The 20,128-nt window shown below is 73.1% G+C and carries 18 protein-coding genes; 8 read left to right on the top strand and 10 right to left on the bottom strand.

The window, feature by feature from the left end:
• Positions 1–92: 92 nt before the first annotated feature.
• From ACZ6JS_RS07140 to cobS, 3 genes are all read right to left on the bottom strand, one after another.
• Positions 93–3,218, bottom strand: a complete 3,126-nt coding sequence (locus tag ACZ6JS_RS07140; RefSeq protein WP_469296350.1) for an efflux RND transporter permease subunit — start codon at positions 3,216–3,218, stop codon at positions 93–95.
• 137 nt (positions 3,219–3,355) lie between these two features.
• On the bottom strand, positions 3,356–4,084 hold the full coding sequence (locus ACZ6JS_RS07135; protein WP_469296349.1) for a response regulator: 729 nt from the start codon (positions 4,082–4,084) through the stop codon (positions 3,356–3,358).
• Between the two features lie 60 nt (positions 4,085–4,144).
• Entirely contained in the window at positions 4,145–4,966 is an 822-nt protein-coding gene (gene cobS, locus ACZ6JS_RS07130) for an adenosylcobinamide-GDP ribazoletransferase (protein WP_469296347.1), read from the bottom strand.
• 70 nt (positions 4,967–5,036) lie between these two features.
• On the opposite strand from cobS, the gene ACZ6JS_RS07125 reads away from it, so the two are divergent.
• A complete protein-coding gene (locus tag ACZ6JS_RS07125) occupies positions 5,037–5,813 on the top strand; it encodes a hypothetical protein (RefSeq protein ID WP_469296345.1) in 777 nt (258 codons plus the stop codon).
• Positions 5,814–5,895: 82 nt separating this feature from the next.
• Here ACZ6JS_RS07125 and pspAA read toward each other — a convergent pair whose 3' ends face one another.
• The gene (gene pspAA / locus ACZ6JS_RS07120; protein WP_469296343.1) at positions 5,896–6,174 is read right to left on the bottom strand and encodes a PspA-associated protein PspAA; all 279 of its coding nucleotides are present in this window, start codon (positions 6,172–6,174) and stop codon (positions 5,896–5,898) included.
• Between the two features lie 12 nt (positions 6,175–6,186).
• Positions 6,187–6,981, bottom strand: a complete 795-nt coding sequence (locus ACZ6JS_RS07115; protein WP_469296341.1) for a PspA/IM30 family protein — start codon at positions 6,979–6,981, stop codon at positions 6,187–6,189.
• A gap of 282 nt (positions 6,982–7,263) precedes the next feature.
• Between ACZ6JS_RS07115 and ACZ6JS_RS07110 the strand changes: the two genes are divergently transcribed.
• The gene (locus ACZ6JS_RS07110) at positions 7,264–7,863 is read left to right on the top strand and encodes a DUF3043 domain-containing protein (protein WP_469296339.1); all 600 of its coding nucleotides are present in this window, start codon (positions 7,264–7,266) and stop codon (positions 7,861–7,863) included.
• 50 nt (positions 7,864–7,913) lie between these two features.
• The gene (locus ACZ6JS_RS07105) at positions 7,914–8,672 is read left to right on the top strand and encodes a class I SAM-dependent methyltransferase (RefSeq protein ID WP_469296460.1); all 759 of its coding nucleotides are present in this window, start codon (positions 7,914–7,916) and stop codon (positions 8,670–8,672) included.
• Positions 8,673–8,724: 52 nt separating this feature from the next.
• Here the strand turns inward: ACZ6JS_RS07105 and ACZ6JS_RS07100 are convergent, their stop codons facing one another.
• On the bottom strand, positions 8,725–8,937 hold the full coding sequence (locus ACZ6JS_RS07100; RefSeq protein ID WP_030849308.1) for a hypothetical protein: 213 nt from the start codon (positions 8,935–8,937) through the stop codon (positions 8,725–8,727).
• A gap of 104 nt (positions 8,938–9,041) precedes the next feature.
• On the opposite strand from ACZ6JS_RS07100, the gene ACZ6JS_RS07095 reads away from it, so the two are divergent.
• From ACZ6JS_RS07095 to ACZ6JS_RS07075, 5 genes are all read left to right on the top strand, one after another.
• Positions 9,042–10,247, top strand: coding sequence for a bifunctional adenosylcobinamide kinase/adenosylcobinamide-phosphate guanylyltransferase (locus ACZ6JS_RS07095; protein WP_469296337.1), 1,206 nt, complete (start codon positions 9,042–9,044; stop codon positions 10,245–10,247).
• 114 nt (positions 10,248–10,361) lie between these two features.
• Positions 10,362–11,417 carry a nicotinate-nucleotide--dimethylbenzimidazole phosphoribosyltransferase gene (cobT, locus tag ACZ6JS_RS07090; protein WP_469296459.1) on the top strand — a complete coding sequence of 352 codons (1,056 nt, stop codon included), beginning with the start codon at positions 10,362–10,364 and terminating at the stop codon, positions 11,415–11,417.
• 81 nt (positions 11,418–11,498) lie between these two features.
• Complete coding sequence (locus ACZ6JS_RS07085; RefSeq protein ID WP_469296335.1) at positions 11,499–13,364, top strand: phosphatidylglycerol lysyltransferase domain-containing protein; 1,866 nt, start codon at positions 11,499–11,501, stop codon at positions 13,362–13,364.
• Between the two features lie 56 nt (positions 13,365–13,420).
• On the top strand, positions 13,421–14,065 hold the full coding sequence (locus tag ACZ6JS_RS07080) for a hypothetical protein (RefSeq protein ID WP_469296458.1): 645 nt from the start codon (positions 13,421–13,423) through the stop codon (positions 14,063–14,065).
• A gap of 73 nt (positions 14,066–14,138) precedes the next feature.
• The gene (locus tag ACZ6JS_RS07075; RefSeq protein ID WP_469296457.1) at positions 14,139–15,305 is read left to right on the top strand and encodes a sensor histidine kinase; all 1,167 of its coding nucleotides are present in this window, start codon (positions 14,139–14,141) and stop codon (positions 15,303–15,305) included.
• A 129-nt stretch (positions 15,306–15,434) separates the two neighbouring features.
• On the opposite strand, the gene ACZ6JS_RS07070 is transcribed toward ACZ6JS_RS07075, so the two are convergent.
• Genes ACZ6JS_RS07070 through pelF form a run of 4 tightly spaced genes read right to left on the bottom strand, consistent with a single transcriptional unit; the run spans position 15,435 to position 20,068 of the window.
• Positions 15,435–16,262 (bottom strand): endo alpha-1,4 polygalactosaminidase, encoded by an 828-nt coding sequence (locus tag ACZ6JS_RS07070; RefSeq protein WP_469296333.1) that lies wholly within the window; start codon positions 16,260–16,262, stop codon positions 15,435–15,437.
• Positions 16,259–16,921: a spherulation-specific family 4 protein gene (locus ACZ6JS_RS07065; protein ID WP_469296332.1), complete on the bottom strand. Its 663-nt coding sequence runs from the start codon at positions 16,919–16,921 to the stop codon at positions 16,259–16,261. Before ACZ6JS_RS07065 ends, ACZ6JS_RS07070 begins: the two co-directional genes overlap by 4 nt.
• 46 nt (positions 16,922–16,967) lie before the next feature.
• Positions 16,968–18,518, bottom strand: a complete 1,551-nt coding sequence (locus ACZ6JS_RS07060) for a hypothetical protein (protein ID WP_469296330.1) — start codon at positions 18,516–18,518, stop codon at positions 16,968–16,970.
• Entirely contained in the window at positions 18,515–20,068 is a 1,554-nt protein-coding gene (pelF, locus tag ACZ6JS_RS07055; protein WP_469296329.1) for a GT4 family glycosyltransferase PelF, read from the bottom strand. The genes ACZ6JS_RS07060 and pelF overlap by 4 nt, the downstream gene beginning before the upstream one ends.
• Between the last annotated feature and the right edge of the window lie 60 nt (positions 20,069–20,128).

Genomic DNA, 20,128 nt, shown 5'->3' with positions numbered 1-20,128 from the left:
CACAGACGCCGGTGAGGGGCGGCTCCCGTACGGGAGCCGCCCCTCACCGGCGTTCGGGGGGTGGGCCGAGCGGCTCGGCCCACCCGGTCCGCTCAGACCTCGGCCGGAGTCTCCTCCGCGCGGTCCTGGGGCGGGACCACCGTCAGGCGGGCCGTCCTCTTCGCTCGGCGGCGCTCCTTGCGGAGCTCGACCATCGTGTAGAGGGTCGGCACCAGCAGCAGCGTCAGCAGGGTCGAGCTGACCAGGCCGCCGATCACCACGACCGCGAGCGGCTGCGAGATGAAGCCGCCCTCGCCGGTGACGCCGAGCGCCATCGGGAGCAGCGCGAAGATCGTCGCCAGGGCCGTCATGAGGATCGGGCGCAGCCGGTGCCGGCCGCCCTCGACGACCGCCTCGACGACGCCCAGGCCCTGGGCGCGGTACTGGTTGACCAGGTCGATCAGGACGATCGCGTTGGTCACGACGATGCCGATGAGCATCAGCATCCCGATCATCGCCGGGACGCCCATCGGGGTGCCGGTGACGAGGAGCAGGCCGAGGGCGCCGGTCGCCGCGAACGGGATGGACACCAGCAGGATCAGCGGCTGGACGAGCGAGCGGAAGGTCGCCACCAGCAGCATGAACACGATCGCGATGGCCGCGAGCATGGCGAGGCCGAGCGAGCCGAACGCCTCGTCCTGGTCCTCGGAGACGCCGCCGATGGAGGCCGTGGCGCCGTCGGGCAGGTCCAGGGCCTTGAGCTTCGTCTGGAGCTCGGCGCTGACCGCGCCGGTGTTGTCGCCCTGCGGGCGCGCGGTGACGGTCGCGGCGCGGGCGCCGTCGATCCGGGTCATCGCGACCGGGCCGGGGACCTCCTTGACCTCGGCGATGTCACCCAGCTTGACCGGGCCGACCGGGAGCGCCTGCAGTTCGGCCAGGGTGGTGGCCGGCTGCGCGGACTTGATGACGATGTCCCGCTCGGTGTCGTCCAGTACCGCCTTGCCCGCCGGGTTGCCGCGGACGGCCTGGGCGACGATCGCGCCGAGCGCGGCCTGATTCAGGCCGGCCTCCGCCGCCTTGGGGGTGGCGGTCACCGAGATCCGGGGCACGGACTGGGACAGGTCGCTCTGCACGTCGGTGACGTTGTCGAGCTCGGCCACCTCGGCGCGGACCTGCTCGGCGGCCTTGGCGAGGACCTCGCCGTCGCCGGCCTTGACGACCACGCTGAGGTTCTGGCTGCCGAAGGCGTCGCCGGCCGCGATGCGGGTCTCGCCGATGCCGTCGAGGGCGGCGAGCTGGTCCTCGATCCGCTTCTTCACGGTCTCGGCGTCCCCGGCGTCCTTCAGGGTGACCTGGTAGGAGGCCTGGTTGGAGCCGGTGCCGCCGCCGAAGGCCGCGAGGAAGCCGGAGGAGCCGACGGTGACCTGGTAGCTCTTGACCCCGTCGACCGAGCCCAGCACCTTCTCGACCTTGCGGCTCGCCTCGTCGGCGGCGGCCAGCGAGGTCCCCGGAGCGAGCTCCTGCTTGACCGTCAGGAGTTCCTGCTCGCCCTGGTCGAAGAAGTTGGTCTTCAGCATCGGGGTCATGCCGAGGGTGCCGAGGAGGACGACCACCGCGATGGCCACACTGGTCAGGCGGCGCCGGGTGGCGAAGCCCAGGACCCGGACGTAGAAGCGCTGGAGGCGGCTGCGCGCCTCCTTCTCCTCGGCCTCGCGCCGGGCCTCGGCGGCACTCTCGGCGTCTCCGGGCGTGACGCCCTTGGGTGCGCTGAGGAACCAGTACGAGAGCACCGGAACGACCGTCAGCGAGACGAGCAGCGAGGCCAGCAGGGCCGCTGTGACGGTGAGCGAGAAGGAGCCGAACAGCTCGCCGATCATGCCGCCGGTGAGGCCGATCGGCAGGAAGACGGCGACGGTGGTGAGGGTGGAGGAGGTGACCGCGCCGGCGACCTCCTTGACCGCGGTGATGATCGCGGCCTCGCGCTCCTCGCCGTAGCCGAGGTGGCGCTTGATGTTCTCCAGGACCACGATCGAGTCGTCGACGACCCGGCCGATGGCGATGGTCAGCGCACCCAGGGTGAGCATGTTGAGGGACAGGTCGCGGGTCCACAGCACGATGAGCGCCAGGACCACGGACAGCGGGATGGAGACCGCGGTGACCAGCGTCGAGCGCAGCGACGCCAGGAAGACCAGGATCACGATCACCGCGAAGAGCAGGCCGAGCATGCCCTCGGTGGTGAGGCTGGAGATGGACTTGGCGACGGCCGGGCCCTGGTCGCTGACGACGGTCAGCTCGGCGCCGGCGCCGAGCGTGGAGCGCAGCTCGGGCAGCTTGTCCTTGACGGCGTCCGAGATGGCGACGGCGCTGCCGTCCTTGTCCATGGTCAGGACGAGGGCGAGGCTGGGCTTGCCGTTGGTGCGGGTGATGGAGACGGCCTTGGCCGGCTCCTGCTTGACGACGGCGACGTCGCCGAGACGGACCGCCGGCCTGCCCGGACCGGGGCTCAGCCGCAGGTCCTCGACCTGGGCGAGGGAGGTGAAGCCGTTGCCCACGCGGACGGTGCGGTTCTTGCCGGCCTCGTCGAAGGAGCCGGCGGGGACGGCGGCGCCGCCCGCCTGGAGGCCCTGGGCGAGGGCGGAGCCGTCGAGGCCGGCGGCGGCGAGCCTGGCGTCGTCGGGGGTGACGGTGACCTGGAGGTCCTGGACGCCGTCGACGCTGACCTGGCCGACGCCCTCGATGTCCGAGAGGACGGGCACGACCGACTTCTCGAGCTGGTCGGCGAGGGCCTGCTGGTCCTTGTCGGAGGTCACGGCGAGGATCACCGTCGGGATGTCGTCGGTCGAACCGGCCACCACCTGCGGGTCCACGTCGGCGGGCAGCCGGACGCGGGCCCGGTTGACGGCCTGCTGGACGTCGGCGACGAGCTGCTTGGTGCCGCTGTCGCCGTAGTCGAAGGTGGCCATGATGAGGGCGTTGCCCTCGCTGGCGGTGGAAGTGATGCCGGTGATGCCGTCGACGCCCTTGAGCATGGCTTCGATCGGTTCGACGACCTGCTTCTCCACCACGTCGGGCGAGGCGCCCTGGTACGGCGCGAGCACGGACACCATCGGGAGTTCGATGGAGGGCAGCAGCTGCTGCTTGAGCTGCGGGATGGCTATGGCGCCGAAGAGGAGCGCGACGATCGACACGAGGCCGACCAACGCCCTTTGGGCAAGGCTGAAGCGGGACAGCCAGGACATGGGTATGGGATCTCTCTGCAGTGACGAACGCGAGGGCACTCCCACCCTGGCCCATGGGGCGGGGCGGTTTCGTCGCTCGCAGGTCCCGTCCTTATGTGCGGCATACCGCGCCTGTAGTACGCGGCCCTACTCCGCCCCTACTCCACGCGGGGCCGGACGAGTCCCGATTCATAGGCAATGACCACCAATTGGGCCCTGTCGCGGGCGCCGAGCTTGGCCATGGCCCGGTTCACGTGCGTCTTGACGGTGAGGGGGCTGACCTCCAGCCGTCCCGCGATGCCGTCGTTGGACAGGCCCGCGGCGACGTGTACGAGGACCTCCCGCTCCCGGCCGGTCAGTGCGGCGAGCCGCTCCGCGTGCATCCCGGCCGAGGGGGCGGAGGCCGCCGGGTCGGCGCCCCCGCCCTGGGCGAGGAAGGTGGCGATGAGGCCCTTGGTGGCGGCCGGGGAGAGCAGCGCCTCACCGGCGGCGGCGACGCGGATGGCATTGAGCAGTTCGTCGGGCTCGGCGCCCTTGCCGAGGAAGCCGGAGGCGCCCGCACGCAGGGCGGAGACCACGTACTCGTCCACCTCGAACGTCGTCAGCATCACCACGCGGACGGCGGCGAGTTCCGGGTCGGCGCTGATCATGCGGGTGGCGGCGAGCCCGTCGGTGCCGGGCATCCGGATGTCCATCAGCACGACGTCGGGGCGTTCCAGCCGGGCGAGCGCGAAGGCCTGCGCCCCGTCGGAGGCCTCCCCGACGACCTCCATGTCGGGCTCGGAGTCGACGAGCACCTTGAAGGCGCTGCGCAGCAGGGCCTGGTCGTCGGCGAGCAGCACCTTGATCGGTGCGGCGGGGGGCAGGTCCGTAGGAGTGTGGTCCACGGGGGTGAGCGTACGTGGGCCCGCTCCGGTCCGGCCGGGGTCCCGTCGGACGGGACGGCCTCAGCCCAGGGCCAGGACAATGAGCGCGGTGGTCGCCGACACTTCGGCCAGGGCGCCGAACACGTCGCCGGTGACCCCGTCGAAGCGGCGTACGCAGCGGCGCAGCAGCAGTTCGGCGGCGAGCAGGGCGGCGAGGACCGCCGCCGCGGAGCGGGCCGCGGCGGGCAGGCCGATCGGGAGGGCGGCCGCGGCCGCGGCGACGGTGACGAGGGCCGCGAGGGCGGCGGCCGCCGGGCGCGGGACGACCCCGGCGACCGCGGCCCCGAGCCCCTCGGGCCGGGCGGGCGGGACCCCTTCGCGCGAGGCCAGGGTCAGGGCGAGGCGGGCCGTGACGGCGGCGATCACGGCGGCGAGGGCGCCGCGGACCCAGCTCTCGGCGTACAGCTCGGACAGGGCGGCCGTCTGCACGAGCAGGACGACGACCAGGGCGATCACGCCGAAGGGCCCGATGTCGGACTTCTTCATGATGCGCAGCGCCTCGTCGGCCGGCTTGGCGCTGCCCAGGCCGTCCGCGGTGTCGGCCAGCCCGTCCAGGTGCAGTCCGCGGGTCAGCGCGGCCGGTACGGCGGCGGTGACGGCCGCCGCGAGCAGCGGCCCCGCGCCGAGCAGCAGCAGGAGTACTCCGGGGACGGCCGCGAGCGCGCCCACGACCAGTCCGGCGAGCGGGGCGCAGGCCATTCCGGCGCGGGCCGCGGTGCGGTCCCAGCGGGTGATGCGGGCGGGCAGCACGGTGAGGGTGCCGAAGGCGAAGCGGACGCCGTCGCGGAACGAGGCGCGGTCCGCGGGCGGCGTCAGGGGCGGACCGTCGAACGAATCTGTCATCGGCGCGAACGGTACCCGCTCGCGACGGGCGGTAAATTACCCATTACGTTGCAAATAGGGAGTCAGTGGGATGGGTCACTGGTGGTATCGGAACATCATCGAGCCAGGGAAGCTGCCCATGCTGCTCGCCCTGGTCTCCTTCGTGATGTCGTTCCTGGTCACCCGTGTGATCACCCGCACGATCCGGGCCGGCCGAGGGCCCTTCAAGAACGTCACCCCGGGCGGCCTGCACATCCACCACGTGGTGCCGGGCGTGATCCTCGTGATCATCGGCGGCTTCGGTGCGATCGGCAGCGCCCGCAACGGCTTCGGCGCGGCCCTCTCGGCAGTGATCTTCGGGCTGGGCGCGGGGCTGGTACTGGACGAGTTCGCGCTGATCCTGCACCTCGACGACGTCTACTGGAGCGAGCAGGGCCGCAAGAGCGTGGAGATCGTGGTCGTGACGGCCGCGGTGGTGGCCCTGGTGCTGGGCGGGTTCGTGCCCTTCGGGGTGAACGACCTGACCGCCGAGGAGCGCCAGAGCCGCGGGCTGGTGGTCATGAACGCGGCCGGCAACTTCTGTCTCGCCCTGATCGCCCTGTGGAAGGGCAAGGCGCGCACCGCGCTCTTCGGGGTCGTCATCCCCTTCGTGGCCCTGGTCGGCGCGATCCGGCTGGCCCGGCCCGGCTCCCCGTACGCGAAGCGGTTCTACGTGAACCGGCCGCGTGCCCGGGCCAAGGCCGGGCTGCGGGCCTTCCACCACGACCGGCGCTGGACGCGGCGGCGGCGCAGGTTCGAGGACTTCATCGGCGGCGCCCCGGACCCGCGGCCGGTGCCCCTGGAGAAGCCGCCGGCGCCGCCGGACTGAGGGCGGGGCGCCGGACCGGACGTGCGACGACGGGCCCTCCCCGGCAGGGGGAGGACCCGTCGTCGTGTCGGTGCGTCCGGTCTCAGCCCGGGATCAGGCCGTCGTCGCGGAGCATCTGCCTGACCTCGTCGAGGCTCGCGTCGGGCCCCGGAAGGATCAGCTCGGACGGCTCCAGGGCGTCGTCGGGGAGCGGCTCGCCCAGCCGCCGGACGGCTTCGAGCAGCGCTCCCAGGGTGCGCCGGAAGCCCTCCTCGTCGCCGCCCTCCATCTCCGCGAGCAGCTCGTCGTCCAGCTTGTTGAGCTCGGCGAAGTGGCTGTCGGCCACGTCCAGCTGGCCTTCCCCCATGATGCGGACGATCATGACGGCCCCGTCCTACTGCTTGTCGAACCGGTGCTGTGTCTGCGGCTGCTGGGCGCCGCCCTGGGCGCCGCCCTCGATGGCCTGCTGCTGCGCGGACGGGCCGCCGGCCAGCTCCGCCTTCATCCGCTGGAGCTCCAGCTCCACGTCCGTGCCGCCCGACAGGCGGTCCAGCTCGGCCTGGATGTCGTCCTTGGAGCCCAGGCCGCTCTGGTCGTCGAGCGCGCCGGAGGCCAGCAGCTCGTCGATCGCGCCGGCGCGGGCCTGCAGCTGCGCGGTCTTGTCCTCGGCCCGCTGGATGGCCAGGCCGACGTCGCTCATCTCCTCGGAGATGCCGGAGAAGGACTCCGCGATCCGGGTCTGGGCCTGGGCCGCGGTGTAGGTGGCCTTGATGGTCTCCTTCTTCGTGCGGAAGGCGTCCACCTTCGCCTGGAGCCGCTGAGCGGCCAGCGTCAGCTTCTCCTCCTCGCCCTGGAGGGTCTGGTGCTGCACCTCCAGGTCGCTCACCTGCTGCTGGAGCGAGGCCCGGCGGGACAGTGCCTCCCGGGCCAGGTCCTCGCGGCCCAGGGCGAGGGCCTTGCGGCCCTGGTCCTCCAGCTTGGCGGACTGCCCCTGCAACTGGTTCAGCTGCAGTTCCAGGCGCTTGCGGGACGTCGCCACGTCGGCGACGCCGCGGCGCACCTTCTGCAGCAGTTCGAGCTGCTTCTGGTACGAGTAGTCGAGGGTCTCGCGCGGGTCCTCGGCCCGGTCAAGGGCCTTGTTCGCCTTCGCGCGGAAGATCATCCCCATACGCTTCATGACACCGCTCATGGGCTTCGCGCGCCCCCTTCTAGACGGACTGTGCTCCAGGTCACCGACAGAACCCACAGTACGGGCCCTGCCTCCATTACCGCACTGTTCGAGGACGGATGCGCTCCTCCTCCAGGACGACTACGCCTCCGCCGTATCAGGCGTGAGGAGTAGGTGGGTCCCCGACCGTACGGACGGCGGGCCCCGCTGCTCGGACCGTGCACAGGGAAGGACGCCCGCCGTTGCCGGATCGTTCCCCACCGGGGTGGGGCCCGTGCCCGCAACCACGTAGGCTTGGGTTTTGTGTTTGGTAGCCGCTCCTCCAAGGAAGAGAAGGCCGCCGCCACCGACAAGGTGAGCGCCGACCTCTCGCAGCCCCGTGACCCGCAGGCCCCGAAGGGCCGCCCTACGCCGAAGCGCGCCGTGGCACAGTCGCAGCGCAAGGCCGTGGTGGCCTCGACCGGCAACCGCAAGGAGGACGTGAAGCGAGCCCGTGAGCGCCGCCGCGCCGAGATGGCCAAGCAGCGCGAGGCGCTGGCCAGCGGCGACGAGCGCTACCTGCCCACGCGCGACAAGGGCCCCGTCCGACGGTTCGTCCGCGACTTCGTGGACTCCCGTTTCTCGGTCGCCGAGATGTTCCTGCCGCTGGCCGTGGTCATCCTCGTGCTCAGCATGGTGCGCCAGCCCACGATCCAGAACATCGCGCTGCTGCTGTGGCTCGGCGTGATCGCGCTGATCATCCTGGACTCCATCGGCCTGGTGTTCCGCCTGCGCAAGGCGCTCAACGAGCGCTTCCCGAACGAGCCGCGCCGCGGCGCCGTCGCCTACGGCCTCATGCGCACCCTGCAGATGCGCCGGCTGCGCCTGCCGAAGCCGCAGGTCAAGCGCGGGGAACGACCCTGACCGGAGGGACGCCCGGCGCGTCGGGGGAAGGCTTCGCCGAGGGGGCACGCCTGTGGCTCGAGGGCCTTGGCGGACTGCGCAACGCGGTCCGTCAGGAGCTCGTGGGCCGACAGGTCGACGAACAGATCGCGCAGCGCTTCCCCGTGGGGCAGCGGCTGCGCGTTCTCGACGTCGGCATGGGCCAGGGCACCCAGGCACTTCGCCTCGCCCGCGCCGGGCACATGGTGACCGGCCTGGAGCAGGATCCGGGCATGCTGGCCGTCGCACGCGAGGCGCTGGCCGTGGAGCCCGCCGGGATCCGCGACCGGGTCAAGCTGCTGGAGGGGGACGGGCGCGAGACCGGCGCCCATTTCCTGCCGGGCAGCTTCGACGTGGTGCTGTGCCACGGGGTGCTGATGTACGTGCCCGAGCCGGACGCCATGCTCGCCGGGCTGGCCCGGATGCTGGCCCCCGGCGGACTGCTGTCCCTGCTGGTGCGCAACGGCGACGCGCTCGCCATGCGGCACGGGCTCGACGGGGACTGGAAGGGCGCGCTGGCCGCCTTCGACAGCACCGACTACACGAACCGCCTCGGCCTGGACGTTCGCGCCGACCGGCTGGCCGGGCTGACCGCGACGCTGTCGGGGATCGGGGCGCCGCTGCAGGCCTGGTACGGCGTACGCGTCTTCACGGACGGCACCGAGGCCGGCGAGGCGCTGCCGCCCGACGAGGAGCTGGAGCGGCTGCTGGCCGCAGAGGACCGGGCCGGCCGAACCGACCCCTACCGGGCTGTCGCCGCGCTGCTGCACCTCTGCGGCGTCCGGGGCTGATTCCGGCCGTTCGGCCCGCCGCAACTCCGGCGGGCCGAACGATTCGGAGCGGTCAGGCCTCCAGGGCGGACCGCAGGCTCATCGTGTAGAGCTCCGTGCCGCTGTCGTCGGACAGCTTCACCTGTTCGGTACCGCCTTCCAGCAGGTCCTTCCAGTACTCGCCGATCCAGGACTCCGCGTCGCCCTGCGTGGTGAACTCCTCGGGTACCACCGACGGGCTCGTCTCGGTGCCCTCGGCCGTCTCGAACCGCCACGTCCACGCCATGTCCGCCTCCGTTGCTCGTCCGCTGCTCACACGCTTCTCGCCTTGAGTCTGCCCGCAGAGTAACCGGGCGCGCAGCAGTCTCCGCGACGCGGGAGGATCATCCTGTGGAACTCACTCTGCTCGGCACCGGCACCCCCGAGGGGCTGCCCCGCCCCGACTGCCCCTGTGCGGCCTGCGCCGTCTCCGTCGGGCCGCGCTCCCGCGCCGCCACCGCGGTCCTCGTCGACGGGGCCCTGCTGCTCGACCTGACCCCGGGTGCGGTGCTGGCCGGCGCCCGGGCCGGGCATTCGCTGGCCGGGGTGCGGCAGGTCCTGCTGACCCACCCCCACGACGGACCCGCGGTGGAGCTGCCGCCGGGGCTGCCGACCGCCGGGCGGGTGCCGGACGGGCAGGAGCTCTCGGTGATCTCCGGGCACCGGGTGCGGGCGGTGCCGATGGACGCGCCGGGCACCGGCTACGAGGTGACCGGCCCGGACGGCGGCCGGCTGCTGTACCTGCCGCCCGGTGGGGCGCCGGCCGGGACCGCCGGGCGGGTCGGCCAGCGCCCGTACGACGTGGTGCTCGCCGACGTGCAGGGCCGGCCCGAGGCGCTGGCACGGCTGCGGGCGAGCGGGGCCGTCGGCCCGGCCACGGACGTGATCGCCGTCCACCTCGACCACGACGTGCCGCCTGGCCGGGAGCTGGCGCGCACGCTGGCGGCCGCCGGAGCGCGGGCGGTGCCCGACGGGACCACCGTGCTCGTCGGGGACTACCCGGCGGTGCCGGACCTGCCGCGCCGCACGCTGGTGCTGGGCGGGGCCCGCTCGGGGAAATCCGTGGAGGCGGAACGGCGCCTGGAATCCTTCCCCGAGGTGGTCTACGTGGCGACCGGGGGCACCCGGGACGGGGACGCCGAGTGGGCCCGGCGGGTCGGCCTGCACCGGGAGCGCCGGCCGGCGAGCTGGCGGACGGTGGAGACGTGCGAGGTGGTCCCGCTGCTCGCCGACGAGGGGCCGCCGCTGCTGATCGACTGCCTTGCGCTGTGGCTGACCGACGCCATGGACCGGGCCGGGGCCTGGGACGAGGAGGTCTGGGCCGAGCACGGGCGGCAGGAGCTGGGCGAGCGGACCGCCGCTCTGGTGGCGGCCGTGCGCGCGACCCGCCGCCAGGTGGTCCTGGTGAGCAACGAGGTCGGATCGGGCGTCGTTCCGGCGACCGCCTCGGGCCGTCGTTTCCGTGACGAGCTGGGCCGGCTGAACGCCCGGGTGGCGGGCGAGTGCGAGCACGTCCTGCTCGTCGTCGCCGGGCAGGCGATCGTACTGAAGGAGTAGGCGGCGCCGGGGTGTTCAGCCGGGCGGGGCGCCCCCGGAGGGGCCGGAACGGGCCGGGTCCTGCGAGGCCTGAGGGAGGGCTTCACCGGCTGTACTCTCTGGCAGATGAGCACGCTGAATCTCGACGACTTCTCCGATCTGATCGAGCGCCCCGACGGGGGCGTCCGGCGTGATGCCGAGGAACGCCGTGAGCGCCTCGCCGTTCCGCCCGGCGCGCTGGGGCGGCTCGACGAGCTCGCCGAGTGGCTCGCCGCCGCGCAGGGGCGGGTGCCGGTCAGGGCGATCGAGCGGCCCCGCGTGGTGCTGTTCGCCGCCGACCACGGGATCGCCGCCCAGGGGGTCTCCGCGCGGGCCGCGTCCACCGGTCACGAGCTGGTGCGGGACGTGCTCGACGGGTCCAGCCCCGTCGCCGTCCTGGCCCGCCGGTTCGGCGCCACGATACGGGTCGTCGACGCCGGTCTCGACTGCGATCCGGGGCTGCTCCCCGAGGACGTGGTGGCGCACCGCGTCCGGCGCGGCAGCGGCCGGATCGACGTCGAGGACGCGCTGACGGTCGAGGAGGCGCAGGCGGCGGTGCGGCTCGGCATGCGCATCGCCGACGAGGAGGCCGACTCGGGGACCGACCTGGTCGTCCTCGGCGACCTGAGCGTCGGCGGGACGACCGTCGCCGCGACCCTCGTCGCCGCCCTGTGCGGAACGGACTCCTCGGTGGTCACCGGCCGTGGCGGCCGGCCCATCGACGACCTGGCCTGGATGCGCAAGTGCGCGGCGATCCGCGACGCGCTGTGCCGGGCCCGGCCGGTCCTGGGCGACCAGGTCGCGCTGCTGGCGGCGGTCGGCGGTGCGGACGTCGCCGCCATCACCGGATTCCTGCTCCAGTGTGCGGTGCGCCGTACGCCCGTCATCCTCGACGGTGTTGTTTCGGCCGCGTGCGGACTGGTGGCCCAGCGGGCCGCGTTCCGGGCTCCTGACTGGTGGCTGGCGGGTCAGGCCAGCGGCGAGCCGGGTCAGGCGAAGGCACTTGACCGAATGGCGCTCAACCCCGTGCTCGATCACGGCGTCACAGTGGGTGAAGGCACCGGGGCATTGCTGGCTCTCCCCCTCGTCCAGGCGGCCGCCGCACTCGCGGCGGAGCTTCCTGAGCGAGCGGTGGAGAAGCCGACGGAATGAGTCGCCGGGGTCCGCGGCCCTGACCAGGCCGTGGCCCCGACCGCACCATCACGGACAGCGACGCCCCATATGATCGCTTTTATGGGAGAGGTCCGTTTGACCAGCGCAGAGACCGACCGCACCGCCGCACCGGCGACCGGTCCGTCAACCGGCAGGAAACACACCGGCGCAGACCCCGCCGGCAAGGCGGCGGGGGGCGGCCGGGAGACCGGTCGGGGGAGCGCCCGCTCACAGCGCGGAGCCGCTTTCGCGGTCTGGTACCTGCGCGTCGTCACCTTCATCAACTTCCTCAGCGCGGTGTGGGTCTCGCTCGGGCAGGACCTGCGGCGCCACAACGTCGAGGACTTCTACACCCCGTACATGCTCACCGCGGGCTTCGCCTCCGGCCTGTTCACGCTGCTGCTGGCCGTCACCCTCGGCCGCCGCAAGCGCGCCTCCTGGATCCTGAACCTCGTCCTGAGCGGCCTCCTGGCGCTGCTCCTCGCCTATGCGCTCTTCGCGTACGAGGAAATCCGCGAGCACCCGCAGAACTGGGTCTCGCTGGCCCTGACCGCGCTGTTCACGGGCGCGCTGCTGCTGGGCCGCCGCGAGTTCTACGCCAAGGGCGACCGCTCCAACCCGGCGTTCGCCGCCGCCGTCGCCGCCGTCGGCCTGCTCGTCACCTCGCTCGTCGCGGCCCTCCTGGTGGGCGCCGCCAACACCTCCCCGGACAGCGCCGGCGTCTCCTTCCCGGAGCGCTGGAAGTACGGCGTGATGCGCCTGATCACCCTGGCCCCCGACGACCGGGCCTCCGCGGCGATCACCCCGCCAGGCTGGGTGGACGTCTCCATCAACGTCATGTCGATGCTGCTCCTGCTCGCCGTGCTGTTCGCCGCGTTCCGTTCGCGCCGCGCCGTCGACCCGATCAGCGAGGAGGACGAGGAGCGGCTGCGCGCGCTGCTGGCCCGTCAGGGCGACCGCGACTCTCTCGGCTACTTCGCCCTGCGCCGCGAGAAGTCCGTCATCTGGTCCCCCACCGGCAAGGCCGCGGTGACCTACCGCGTCGTCGGCGGGGTCTCCCTCGCCTCCGGCGACCCGATCGGCGACCCGGAGGCCTGGCCCGGCGCCATCGACCCGTGGCTGGCCGAGGCCCGCGAGCACGGCTGGGTGCCGGCCGTGATGGGGGCGAGCGAGGAGGCCGGGCAGATCTACGCCCGGCACGGCCTGGACGCGCTGGAGCTCGGCGACGAGGCGATCGTGGAGACGGCCGAGTTCACCCTGGAGGGCCGCGCCATGCGCACGGTCCGGCAGGCCTACAACCGCGTCAAGCGGGCCGGGTACACGGTCCGCATCCGCCGCCACGCCGACATCCCGGCCGAGGAGATGGCCGAGTTGGTGCGCCGTGCCGACGACTGGCGCGACGGGGCCACGGAACGGGGCTTCTCCATGGCGCTGGGCCGGCTGGGCGACCCCGCCGACGGCCAGTGCGTGATGCTGGAGTGCACCGACGGCAACGGCGATCTGCGGGCCGTGCTGTCCTTCGTGCCGTGGGGCCCCAAGGGCCTGTCGCTGGACCTGATGCGGCGCGACCGGGACTCCGAGAACGGCCTCATGGAGTTCATGGTCATCGAACTCCTCGAACGCTCCAGGGAGATCGGGGTCACCCAGGTCTCGCTGAACTTCGCGATGTTCCGGTCGGTCTTCGAGCGCGGGTCCAGGCTCGGAGCGGGTCCGGTGCTGCGGATGTGGCGCTCGCTGCTGAGCTTCTTCTCCCGCTGGTGGCAGATCGAGTCCCTCTACCGGGCCAACGCCAAATACCGGCCGATCTGGGAACCGCGGTTCATGCTCTTCGAGAAGAGTTCGGACCTGCTGCGGATCGGTGTCGCGGCCGGACGGGCCGAGGGCTTCCTGGAGGCCCCCGGCCTTCCGAAGTGGCTGCACCGCAGACACCTGGAGACCCGCCGTTGACAGCGCGGAACAGCAGCACCCCACTGCGGCGGTTCGCCCGCCGCGAGTGGGGCCCCATGTACCGGACCGTCCGGGAAGCCCTGGTCCGCGACAGGTGGCGGGCCGTCCCGATGACCCTCGGCGCGGTCTTCCTGACCTCGGTCTTCCAGCTCGTGCAGAACACCTCGTGGGGCTTCCAGCCGGTACAGGACCTCGGGTCGGTCAGGGCCGCGGACCCGTTCTGGCTGGCCCTGCTGCGCACTCCCCTGTCGCTGTTCGTCCCGGCCCTCGACCTGCCGGTGTGGGGGGCGCTCGCGCAGGTGGGGCTGGTGTTCGGCATCGCGGAGATCTGCATCGGCTGGCGGCGCACGCTGGTGATCGGCTACCTCGCCACCCTCGCCGGGACCACGTACGCGCGCCTCGGCCTCGCGCTGGGACCGGAACACCCCCTCGGCCTGCCGGTCTCCGACCGCATCGTCAACGACACCGGGCCCTCGGCGGCCGTGGTCGGCCTCGCCGTCTACCTCTGCTGGCGCTACCGGGCGTACCTGACCGGAGCCCTGGTGATCCTCGCGATGATCGGCGAGGTGCTGATCAAGAACAACCTCGCGGGCAAGGAGCACCTGGCGGCCATCGCCACCGTCATGGCCGTCTGCGTGGTCCGGTCCCAGTGGGGCCCGGTGCGCTCCCGCGTCCCGGTCCGGCAGGGCCCTCCGCCCTGAGCGGCGTCCCGGCAGGCCGTACCGTATCGGGGTGACGACAGACCTCGGGCGGTTCGCCCCCACCCGGCAGTGGATGCGGGCCCATCCGCTGGCCACCGACGCCGTGCTGGCGTTCGGCGCGCTCGTCGCCATGGTCGTCGGCTCCTTCGCCGATCCGCACGGTCCGCACGGGCCCACCTTCGGGACGCGCACCCCCGAGCCCTTCTCCCTGCTGCTGATGCTGCTCGGATCGGCCGCGCTGGTGTTCCGGCGCCGGCAGCCGATCGCCGTGCTCGCGGTGGCGTGCGGGCTCTCGCTGCTGGAGCTGACCACCGGGGAGCCGCGGGCGCCCGTCGCCATGTGCACGGTGATCGCCCTCTACACGGTGGCGGCCCTCACCGACCGGCCGACGACATGGCGGATCGGGCTGCTCACCATGGCGGGTCTGACGGGCGTCGCGATGCTCGCCGGGCCGCTGCCCTGGTACGCGCAGGAGAACCTCGGGATCTTCGCCTGGACCGGCATGGCCGCGGCCGCCGGGGACGCCGTGCGCAGCCGGCGGGCCTTCGTCGACGCCATCCGGGAGCGGGCCGAACGTGCCGAACGCACCCGCGACGAGGAGGCCCGGCGGCGGGTCGCGGAGGAACGGCTGCGGATCGCCCGGGACCTGCACGACGTGGTGGCCCACCACATCGCCCTCGTCAACGTGCAGGCCGGGGTGGCCGCGCACGTCATGGACAAGCGCCCGGACCAGGCCAAGGAGGCGCTGGCGCACGTACGGGACGCCAGCCGGTCGGCGCTGAACGAGCTGCGGGCGACCGTCGGCCTGCTGAGGCAGTCCGGTGACCCGGAGGCGCCGACGGAGCCTGCGCCGGGGCTGGGCGTCCTCGACGAGCTGGTGGACACCTTCCGGCACGCCGGGCTGCCGGTGGAGGTCATCGTCCAGTTGGACTGCGGGACGGGTCCGCTGCCGGCCGCGGTGGACCTGGCGGCGTACCGGGTGATCCAGGAGGCGCTGACCAACGTGCGCAAGCACGCGGGGCCGGGAGCGCGGGCGGAGGTGAGCGTGGTCCGGGTCGGGCCGTCGGTGGAGGTGACCGTACTCGACGACGGGGGCACGGAGCCCGCCGACACCGAGCCGGGCGGTGGCCACGGCCTGCTCGGCATGCGGGAGCGGGCCACGGCCCTGGGCGGCTCCTGCTCCACGGGCCCCCGCTTCGGCGGCGGCTACCGCGTCCACGCCGTGTTGCCGTGGGCCTGACCGCCGACTGTCCCCGCCCGCCCCTCCGCCGCTTCCCGGGCTCCGCCCCGGCCCCGCGACCGGCTGTGCCGGGGCGGACCCCCTCGGCCGGCCGGGGTCCGGCCGGGTCGGTGGAGCGGACCCGCAGGTCTAACGACAGGTCTTGCGCCACGCGTCCAGGTCGTACCGCTTCTGGATCGAGCTGAGCTTCAGCGTCTTCGACTCCCGGCAGAAGCTCGACGTCGACCGTTCGTACTCCGCGTGGAAGACGGCCTTGCCCGCTTCGATGAAGGGGGTCAGCCGCTCGCACTCGTCGTACTGCGCGCACTGTTCGTTCACCGCGAAGTCGAAGTTACCGACGAGCTGGGGGATCTGGTCGAGGTCGTTCTTCAGGCCGACGGACATGCCCCGGTCGTGGGCGAGCTTCGCGATCAGCCGGTTGTAGCGCAGCTGGTCGTCGGCGGTGAGCGGGAAGCCGGTGGTGTTCTTGTAGCCGTCCATGTTGTCCGGCTCGACCGCGTCGAAGCCCTTGTCCCGGCACATGTCGAACCGCTTGGCCATCAGCGGTTCCAGCTCCGCCACGCGCCGGACGTCCAGCCAGCGCTCCCCCTCCCAGCCGTTGCCCTTGCCGAGGAGGTCCCGCGGGAACGCTTCTGCGTCCGGCCGGAAGTCCTCCCACGCGCCGGTGGAGAGGTAGCAGATGGTTTTGCGGCCGGCCTTCTTCAGCGCGGTGACCTGCTCCTTGGTGGTGTTGAAACCGTCGACGTCGTACACGGGTGCCTTCACCGAGGTGTCGAGCCTGCCGGTGAGCTGCCACTGCCAGTCGGTGCCGGGCGGGGGCTGCCAGCGTTGCCCGGGGGCGAGTTCCGGCCAGCGGTGTGGTACGTCGTCGCCGTCGCCGTCCGGTTCTGCCGTACAGGCGGCGAGCAGCAGGAGGGGCAGGACCAGCAGGAGCCGCAGCGGCCGTGACGTCCTCATCCGGCCGTCTCCAGGGCGTACGGGAGGGTCCCCCACGGGTGCGGGCCGGTTCCGGAGACGGCGCAGTGCACGCCCGCACCCCGCTGCGCGGCCAGTTCCCCTGCGAGCCGGGCGGCGAGTTCGCCGGGCGGGACGCCGTAGACGAGGTGGCAGAACCGCTGGGCGGGGTGGTCGGCCGTCCAGGGCGGGGGCGCCTCCGCGTCCCGGTAGGCGTCCCAGGGCCCCTCGAAGGTGACGAGCAGGTCGGCGAGCTCCGCGTAGCCGGGGTGCGGGTGAGCGCCGTGGTTGAGGACGAGGGTGCGGGCGCCCGAGGCCCGGGCGGCGACCGTGAGCCGCCCGTAGTGCGGGAGCAGTTCGGGGTCCGCGCAGGCCTGGTCGAGGAAGGCCCCGTCGGTGGCGTACCAGTCGCGGTGGCGCAGCAGGTCCTGCACCACCGCGGCGTGCGGGCGCCGCCCGTAGTCGGTGTCGACGTAGCCGAGTACGGGTACGCCGGCTTCCCGGAGCCGCTCGGCGACGAGGGCGAACCGCTCGTCGCGGGTGGCACCGGGCCCGTTGTCGGGGTTGAGGACCACCGAGTGGAGCCGGTCCGCGCAGCGGATCAGCCGTTCCCAGGCCTCGGGCCGGTCGGCGGGATGCTCGTACAGGGGCACCAGCAGCATGGGGTCCTTCTTCTCGTCCGTTTCGTCTTGTTGTACGTCTCGTGCCTCATCGGTGGGCGGTCGCCCGGCCGAGGAGCAGGCAGACCAGGACGGCCAGCGCCGCCGCGGCCGTACCCGCAACGGCCAGCTGGACGACCCGGGGCTGTCCCAGCTCGGTCAGCAGCGCCAGGCTCTGGGCGACGGCGGCCGAGGCGCAGACCACGGCCGCGGGCCGGACGGCTCCGAAGGACTGCAGGAGCAGTCCGCTCCACATCACCGCCCCGAGGAGCAGCAGGGCGGCGACGCGGACCCCGGTGAGTCCGGGGGCTCCGGGCCACAGCAGGGTTCCGGTCACGCCGAGGACCAGCAGCACCGCCAGGTAGACGCCCAGGCAGCGGGTGAGGGTGGCGAGCATCCGGCGCCGGAACTGGCGGGGCGAGCGGGCCCCCTGGAGCCCGGAGAGGGTGCCGCTGCGGAAGCGGTGCAGGAGCCATTCGGCGGGGCCCATGCTGAGGGTGAGGGCCACCGCCGCGGGCGCTCCGACGGCCTCGGCGGGGCCTCCCGCGAGTACCTCGCCCAGGGCGGCGTAGAGCACGAGCAGACCGGTGCCCAGGCCGAAGACGCCGAAGGGCACCGAGTCCCCGAGCCGGGGCCCGCGGGGTGTGTACTCCTCCTCGGCGCCGCGCAGCATCTGCCAGCGCACGGGGCCGACGCGCGCGGGGCGGCGGGCCGACCGGTCCCGGATCCGGTGCGCGGCCGTCCGGAGCCCGTCGGCCAGCGGGAGTTCCCGTACGGCCAGGGCGCAGGCGGCCAGCAGGGACACCAGGAGGAGGGCCACCCGTACCGGAACGGGCAGGTCGACGAAAAGCACGGTCACGGCCCCGGCGGCCATGGGGGCGAGAGCGGCGAGGAGGACCCGTTCCCGGCCGAGGACCAGCAGGACGGTGGCGGCGCCGACGTAGAGGGCCTGTCCGGCGGCGAAGGCGTAGGAGAACGGCGGCCCGCCGGGTACGGACAGCGCCGCGGCGGTGCCCAGCAGGGCTCCGACGGGGGCGCCGACGAGCAGGGTGCGCCCGGCGGCGGCCCGGTCGCCGAGGCCGAGCCAGGAGTAGGCGCGGTGCGACAGGGTCTGGTCCCAGACCCAGCCGATGAGGGCTCCGGCGAGCAGCGTCAGCGTCCCGGCGGGCAGTCCGAGACGGTCCGGCGGGCCTTCGAGGAGCGGCGCGCCCAGGAGGTAGGCCAGGCCGGGCAGGGCGAAGATGACGCCGCGCAGCAGGCAGGCGGTGAGTGAGACCTTCCAGGGGTCGGGGGCGGGCCCCGGCTCCGGGAAGGAGCGGGGCACGCGGGCGTAGAGCTCCTCGGCGAGGGCGAAGGAGTCGTGGCGGCCGTAGGTGAGCCGGATGTACTCGTCCGTCATGCCGTCGGATTCGAGGACGGCGGCGATCTCGTCGGGGTGGACGGCGGAGGCGATGAACGCGTCGAGGCGTTCGGCGAGTTCCTCCATCGGGTCGGCGGCGGGGCCGGGGTCCCCGGCGCGCTGCCGGGGGATCGCCGGGAGCGTTCCGGAGTCCGGGCCGGAGCCGGGACCGGGGGGTTTGAGCCAGAGGGATCCGCTCACCAGACCCTGCCTTCTCCGGACTCCGCCTGGGGGCGTCCCATCGCCGCGAGTTCGCGGTACCAGGGGTCGGCGAGCCGTTGGGTCCAGGCGTCGCCCGCGTGGACGGGCAGGAGGGGCTGGCCGGCGAGTTCCCGGTAGATGTGGCGGAAGCCGTCGACGGACTGGTGGAGGGTGAACTTCTCCACGACCCGTCGGCGGGACATCCGGCCGAGCTCGGCGCGGCGTTCGTCGTCGCGGAGCAGGGCGAGGGTGGCGCGGGCCATGGTCTCGGGTTCGCGGGGCGGGACGACCAGGCCGGTGTCCCCGACGGCCTCGCGGACCCCGCCGACGTCGGTGGAGACGGTGGTGCGGCCGCAGGACATCGCTTCGATGATGCTGAAGGGGAAGCCCTCGCTGATGGAGGAGAGCATCACGATGCTGCCGGCCGCGTACGCCCGGGCCACCTTCTCGATGCGGCCCTCGTAGGTGATGCCGTCGGTCACGCCGAGTTCGGCGGCCAGTTTCTCCAGGCGCAGCCTGTAGTTCTCGCAGCCGGCCGGGACGGGGCCGAAGAGGCGCAGCCGCAGGGCGGGCATCTCCTCGCGCATGAAGGCGTAGGCCCGGATCAGGGTTTCGAGGTCCTTGATCGGGTCGATGCGGCCGCACCAGCTGAGGGTGGGCACGTCCGGTTCGGGGCCGGCCTCGGGGAAGGCGTGCGGGTCCACGCCGTTGTAGACGGTGCGGATCCGCTCGGAGTCGGCGCCCCCGCGTTCCTCCCAGCGGCGGTTGTACTGGTTGCAGGGGGTGATCAGGTCCGCCTGGCGGTATCCCTCGGTGTTGAGCTCGCGGTAGAAGCCGAGCATGAGCGCTTTGACGGGCCAGCGCTGTTCGGCGGTGCGGTAGCCGAGATAGCGCTCGCGCAGGTAGATGCCGTGCTCGGTGAGGAGGAAGGGGACCCCGTCGAGGTGTTTGGCGGCGAGGGCGGGAAGGGTGGCGAGGCCGCTGCTGACGGCGTGGGCGACGCTGTCGGGCGGGATGCGCACCGCGAGCGGACGCAGCGCGTGCTCCAGCAGGTCGGTCGCGGTGAGCGCGTCGTGGATGGTGGGTGCCGCCTCGGCGGTGCAGAGCCCTGGCCGGGTCCAGACGTTCATCAGGAGGCGCAGAACCGATTCGGAGCGCAGGGCCGGGGCGAGTTTCCCGGCGCGGGCCAGGACGGCCAGTTCGCGCAGGGCCTCGGAGAAGGTGCGGTCGGCGGGGTCGGCCGACGGGTGGAGCAGGGAGAGCAGGAAGCTCTCGTAGACCTGGGTGAAGCGGCGGTGGGCCCTGCCGCGCAGGGCCGACCGGCGGCCACGTCCGGGCGGTGGGCCCCAGAGCGGGACGGCCGTGTGCCGGTAGACGTTGCGGGGCAGTTCCCAGGTGACCGGCTCGCGGCCTGAGCCGGTCAGGGCTATGACGTTGAAGTCGACCTCCGGCATGCCGCGGACCAGTTGGTCGCACCAGGTGCTGACGCCCCCGTGAACGTGTGGATAGGTGCCTTCGGTGAGCATGGTGACATGACGCCCATGACTCATGCGGTGTGTCCCCCCAGGACGGAAAAGGGGCCGGCGCCCGTCGGGATCGCGGAGCGCCGG

Source organism: Streptomyces sp. NPDC046349 (genome assembly GCF_055587885.1).
The sequence above is the reverse complement of the archived record's forward strand: the minus strand, read 5'-3'. Positions and strand labels throughout refer to the sequence as shown.

Excerpts from the sequence above, each read along its gene's own strand:
- ACZ6JS_RS07140 (WP_469296350.1), bottom strand. The coding sequence starts at position 3,218 with ATGTCCTGGCTGTCCCGCTTCAGCCTTGCCCAAAGGGCGTTGGTCGGC.
- cobS (WP_469296347.1), bottom strand. The coding sequence starts at position 4,966 with ATGACAGATTCGTTCGACGGTCCGCCCCTGACGCCGCCCGCGGACCGC.
- ACZ6JS_RS07125 (WP_469296345.1), top strand. The coding sequence starts at position 5,037 with ATGGGTCACTGGTGGTATCGGAACATCATCGAGCCAGGGAAGCTGCCC.
- pspAA (WP_469296343.1), bottom strand. The coding sequence starts at position 6,174 with ATGATCGTCCGCATCATGGGGGAAGGCCAGCTGGACGTGGCCGACAGC.
- ACZ6JS_RS07115 (WP_469296341.1), bottom strand. The coding sequence starts at position 6,981 with ATGAGCGGTGTCATGAAGCGTATGGGGATGATCTTCCGCGCGAAGGCG.
- ACZ6JS_RS07100 (WP_030849308.1), bottom strand. The coding sequence starts at position 8,937 with ATGGCGTGGACGTGGCGGTTCGAGACGGCCGAGGGCACCGAGACGAGC.
- ACZ6JS_RS07085 (WP_469296335.1), top strand. The coding sequence starts at position 11,499 with ATGGGAGAGGTCCGTTTGACCAGCGCAGAGACCGACCGCACCGCCGCA.
- ACZ6JS_RS07080 (WP_469296458.1), top strand. The coding sequence starts at position 13,421 with ATGTACCGGACCGTCCGGGAAGCCCTGGTCCGCGACAGGTGGCGGGCC.
- ACZ6JS_RS07075 (WP_469296457.1), top strand. The coding sequence starts at position 14,139 with ATGCGGGCCCATCCGCTGGCCACCGACGCCGTGCTGGCGTTCGGCGCG.
- ACZ6JS_RS07070 (WP_469296333.1), bottom strand. The coding sequence starts at position 16,262 with ATGAGGACGTCACGGCCGCTGCGGCTCCTGCTGGTCCTGCCCCTCCTG.
- ACZ6JS_RS07065 (WP_469296332.1), bottom strand. The coding sequence starts at position 16,921 with ATGCTGCTGGTGCCCCTGTACGAGCATCCCGCCGACCGGCCCGAGGCC.
- pelF (WP_469296329.1), bottom strand. The coding sequence starts at position 20,068 with ATGAGTCATGGGCGTCATGTCACCATGCTCACCGAAGGCACCTATCCA.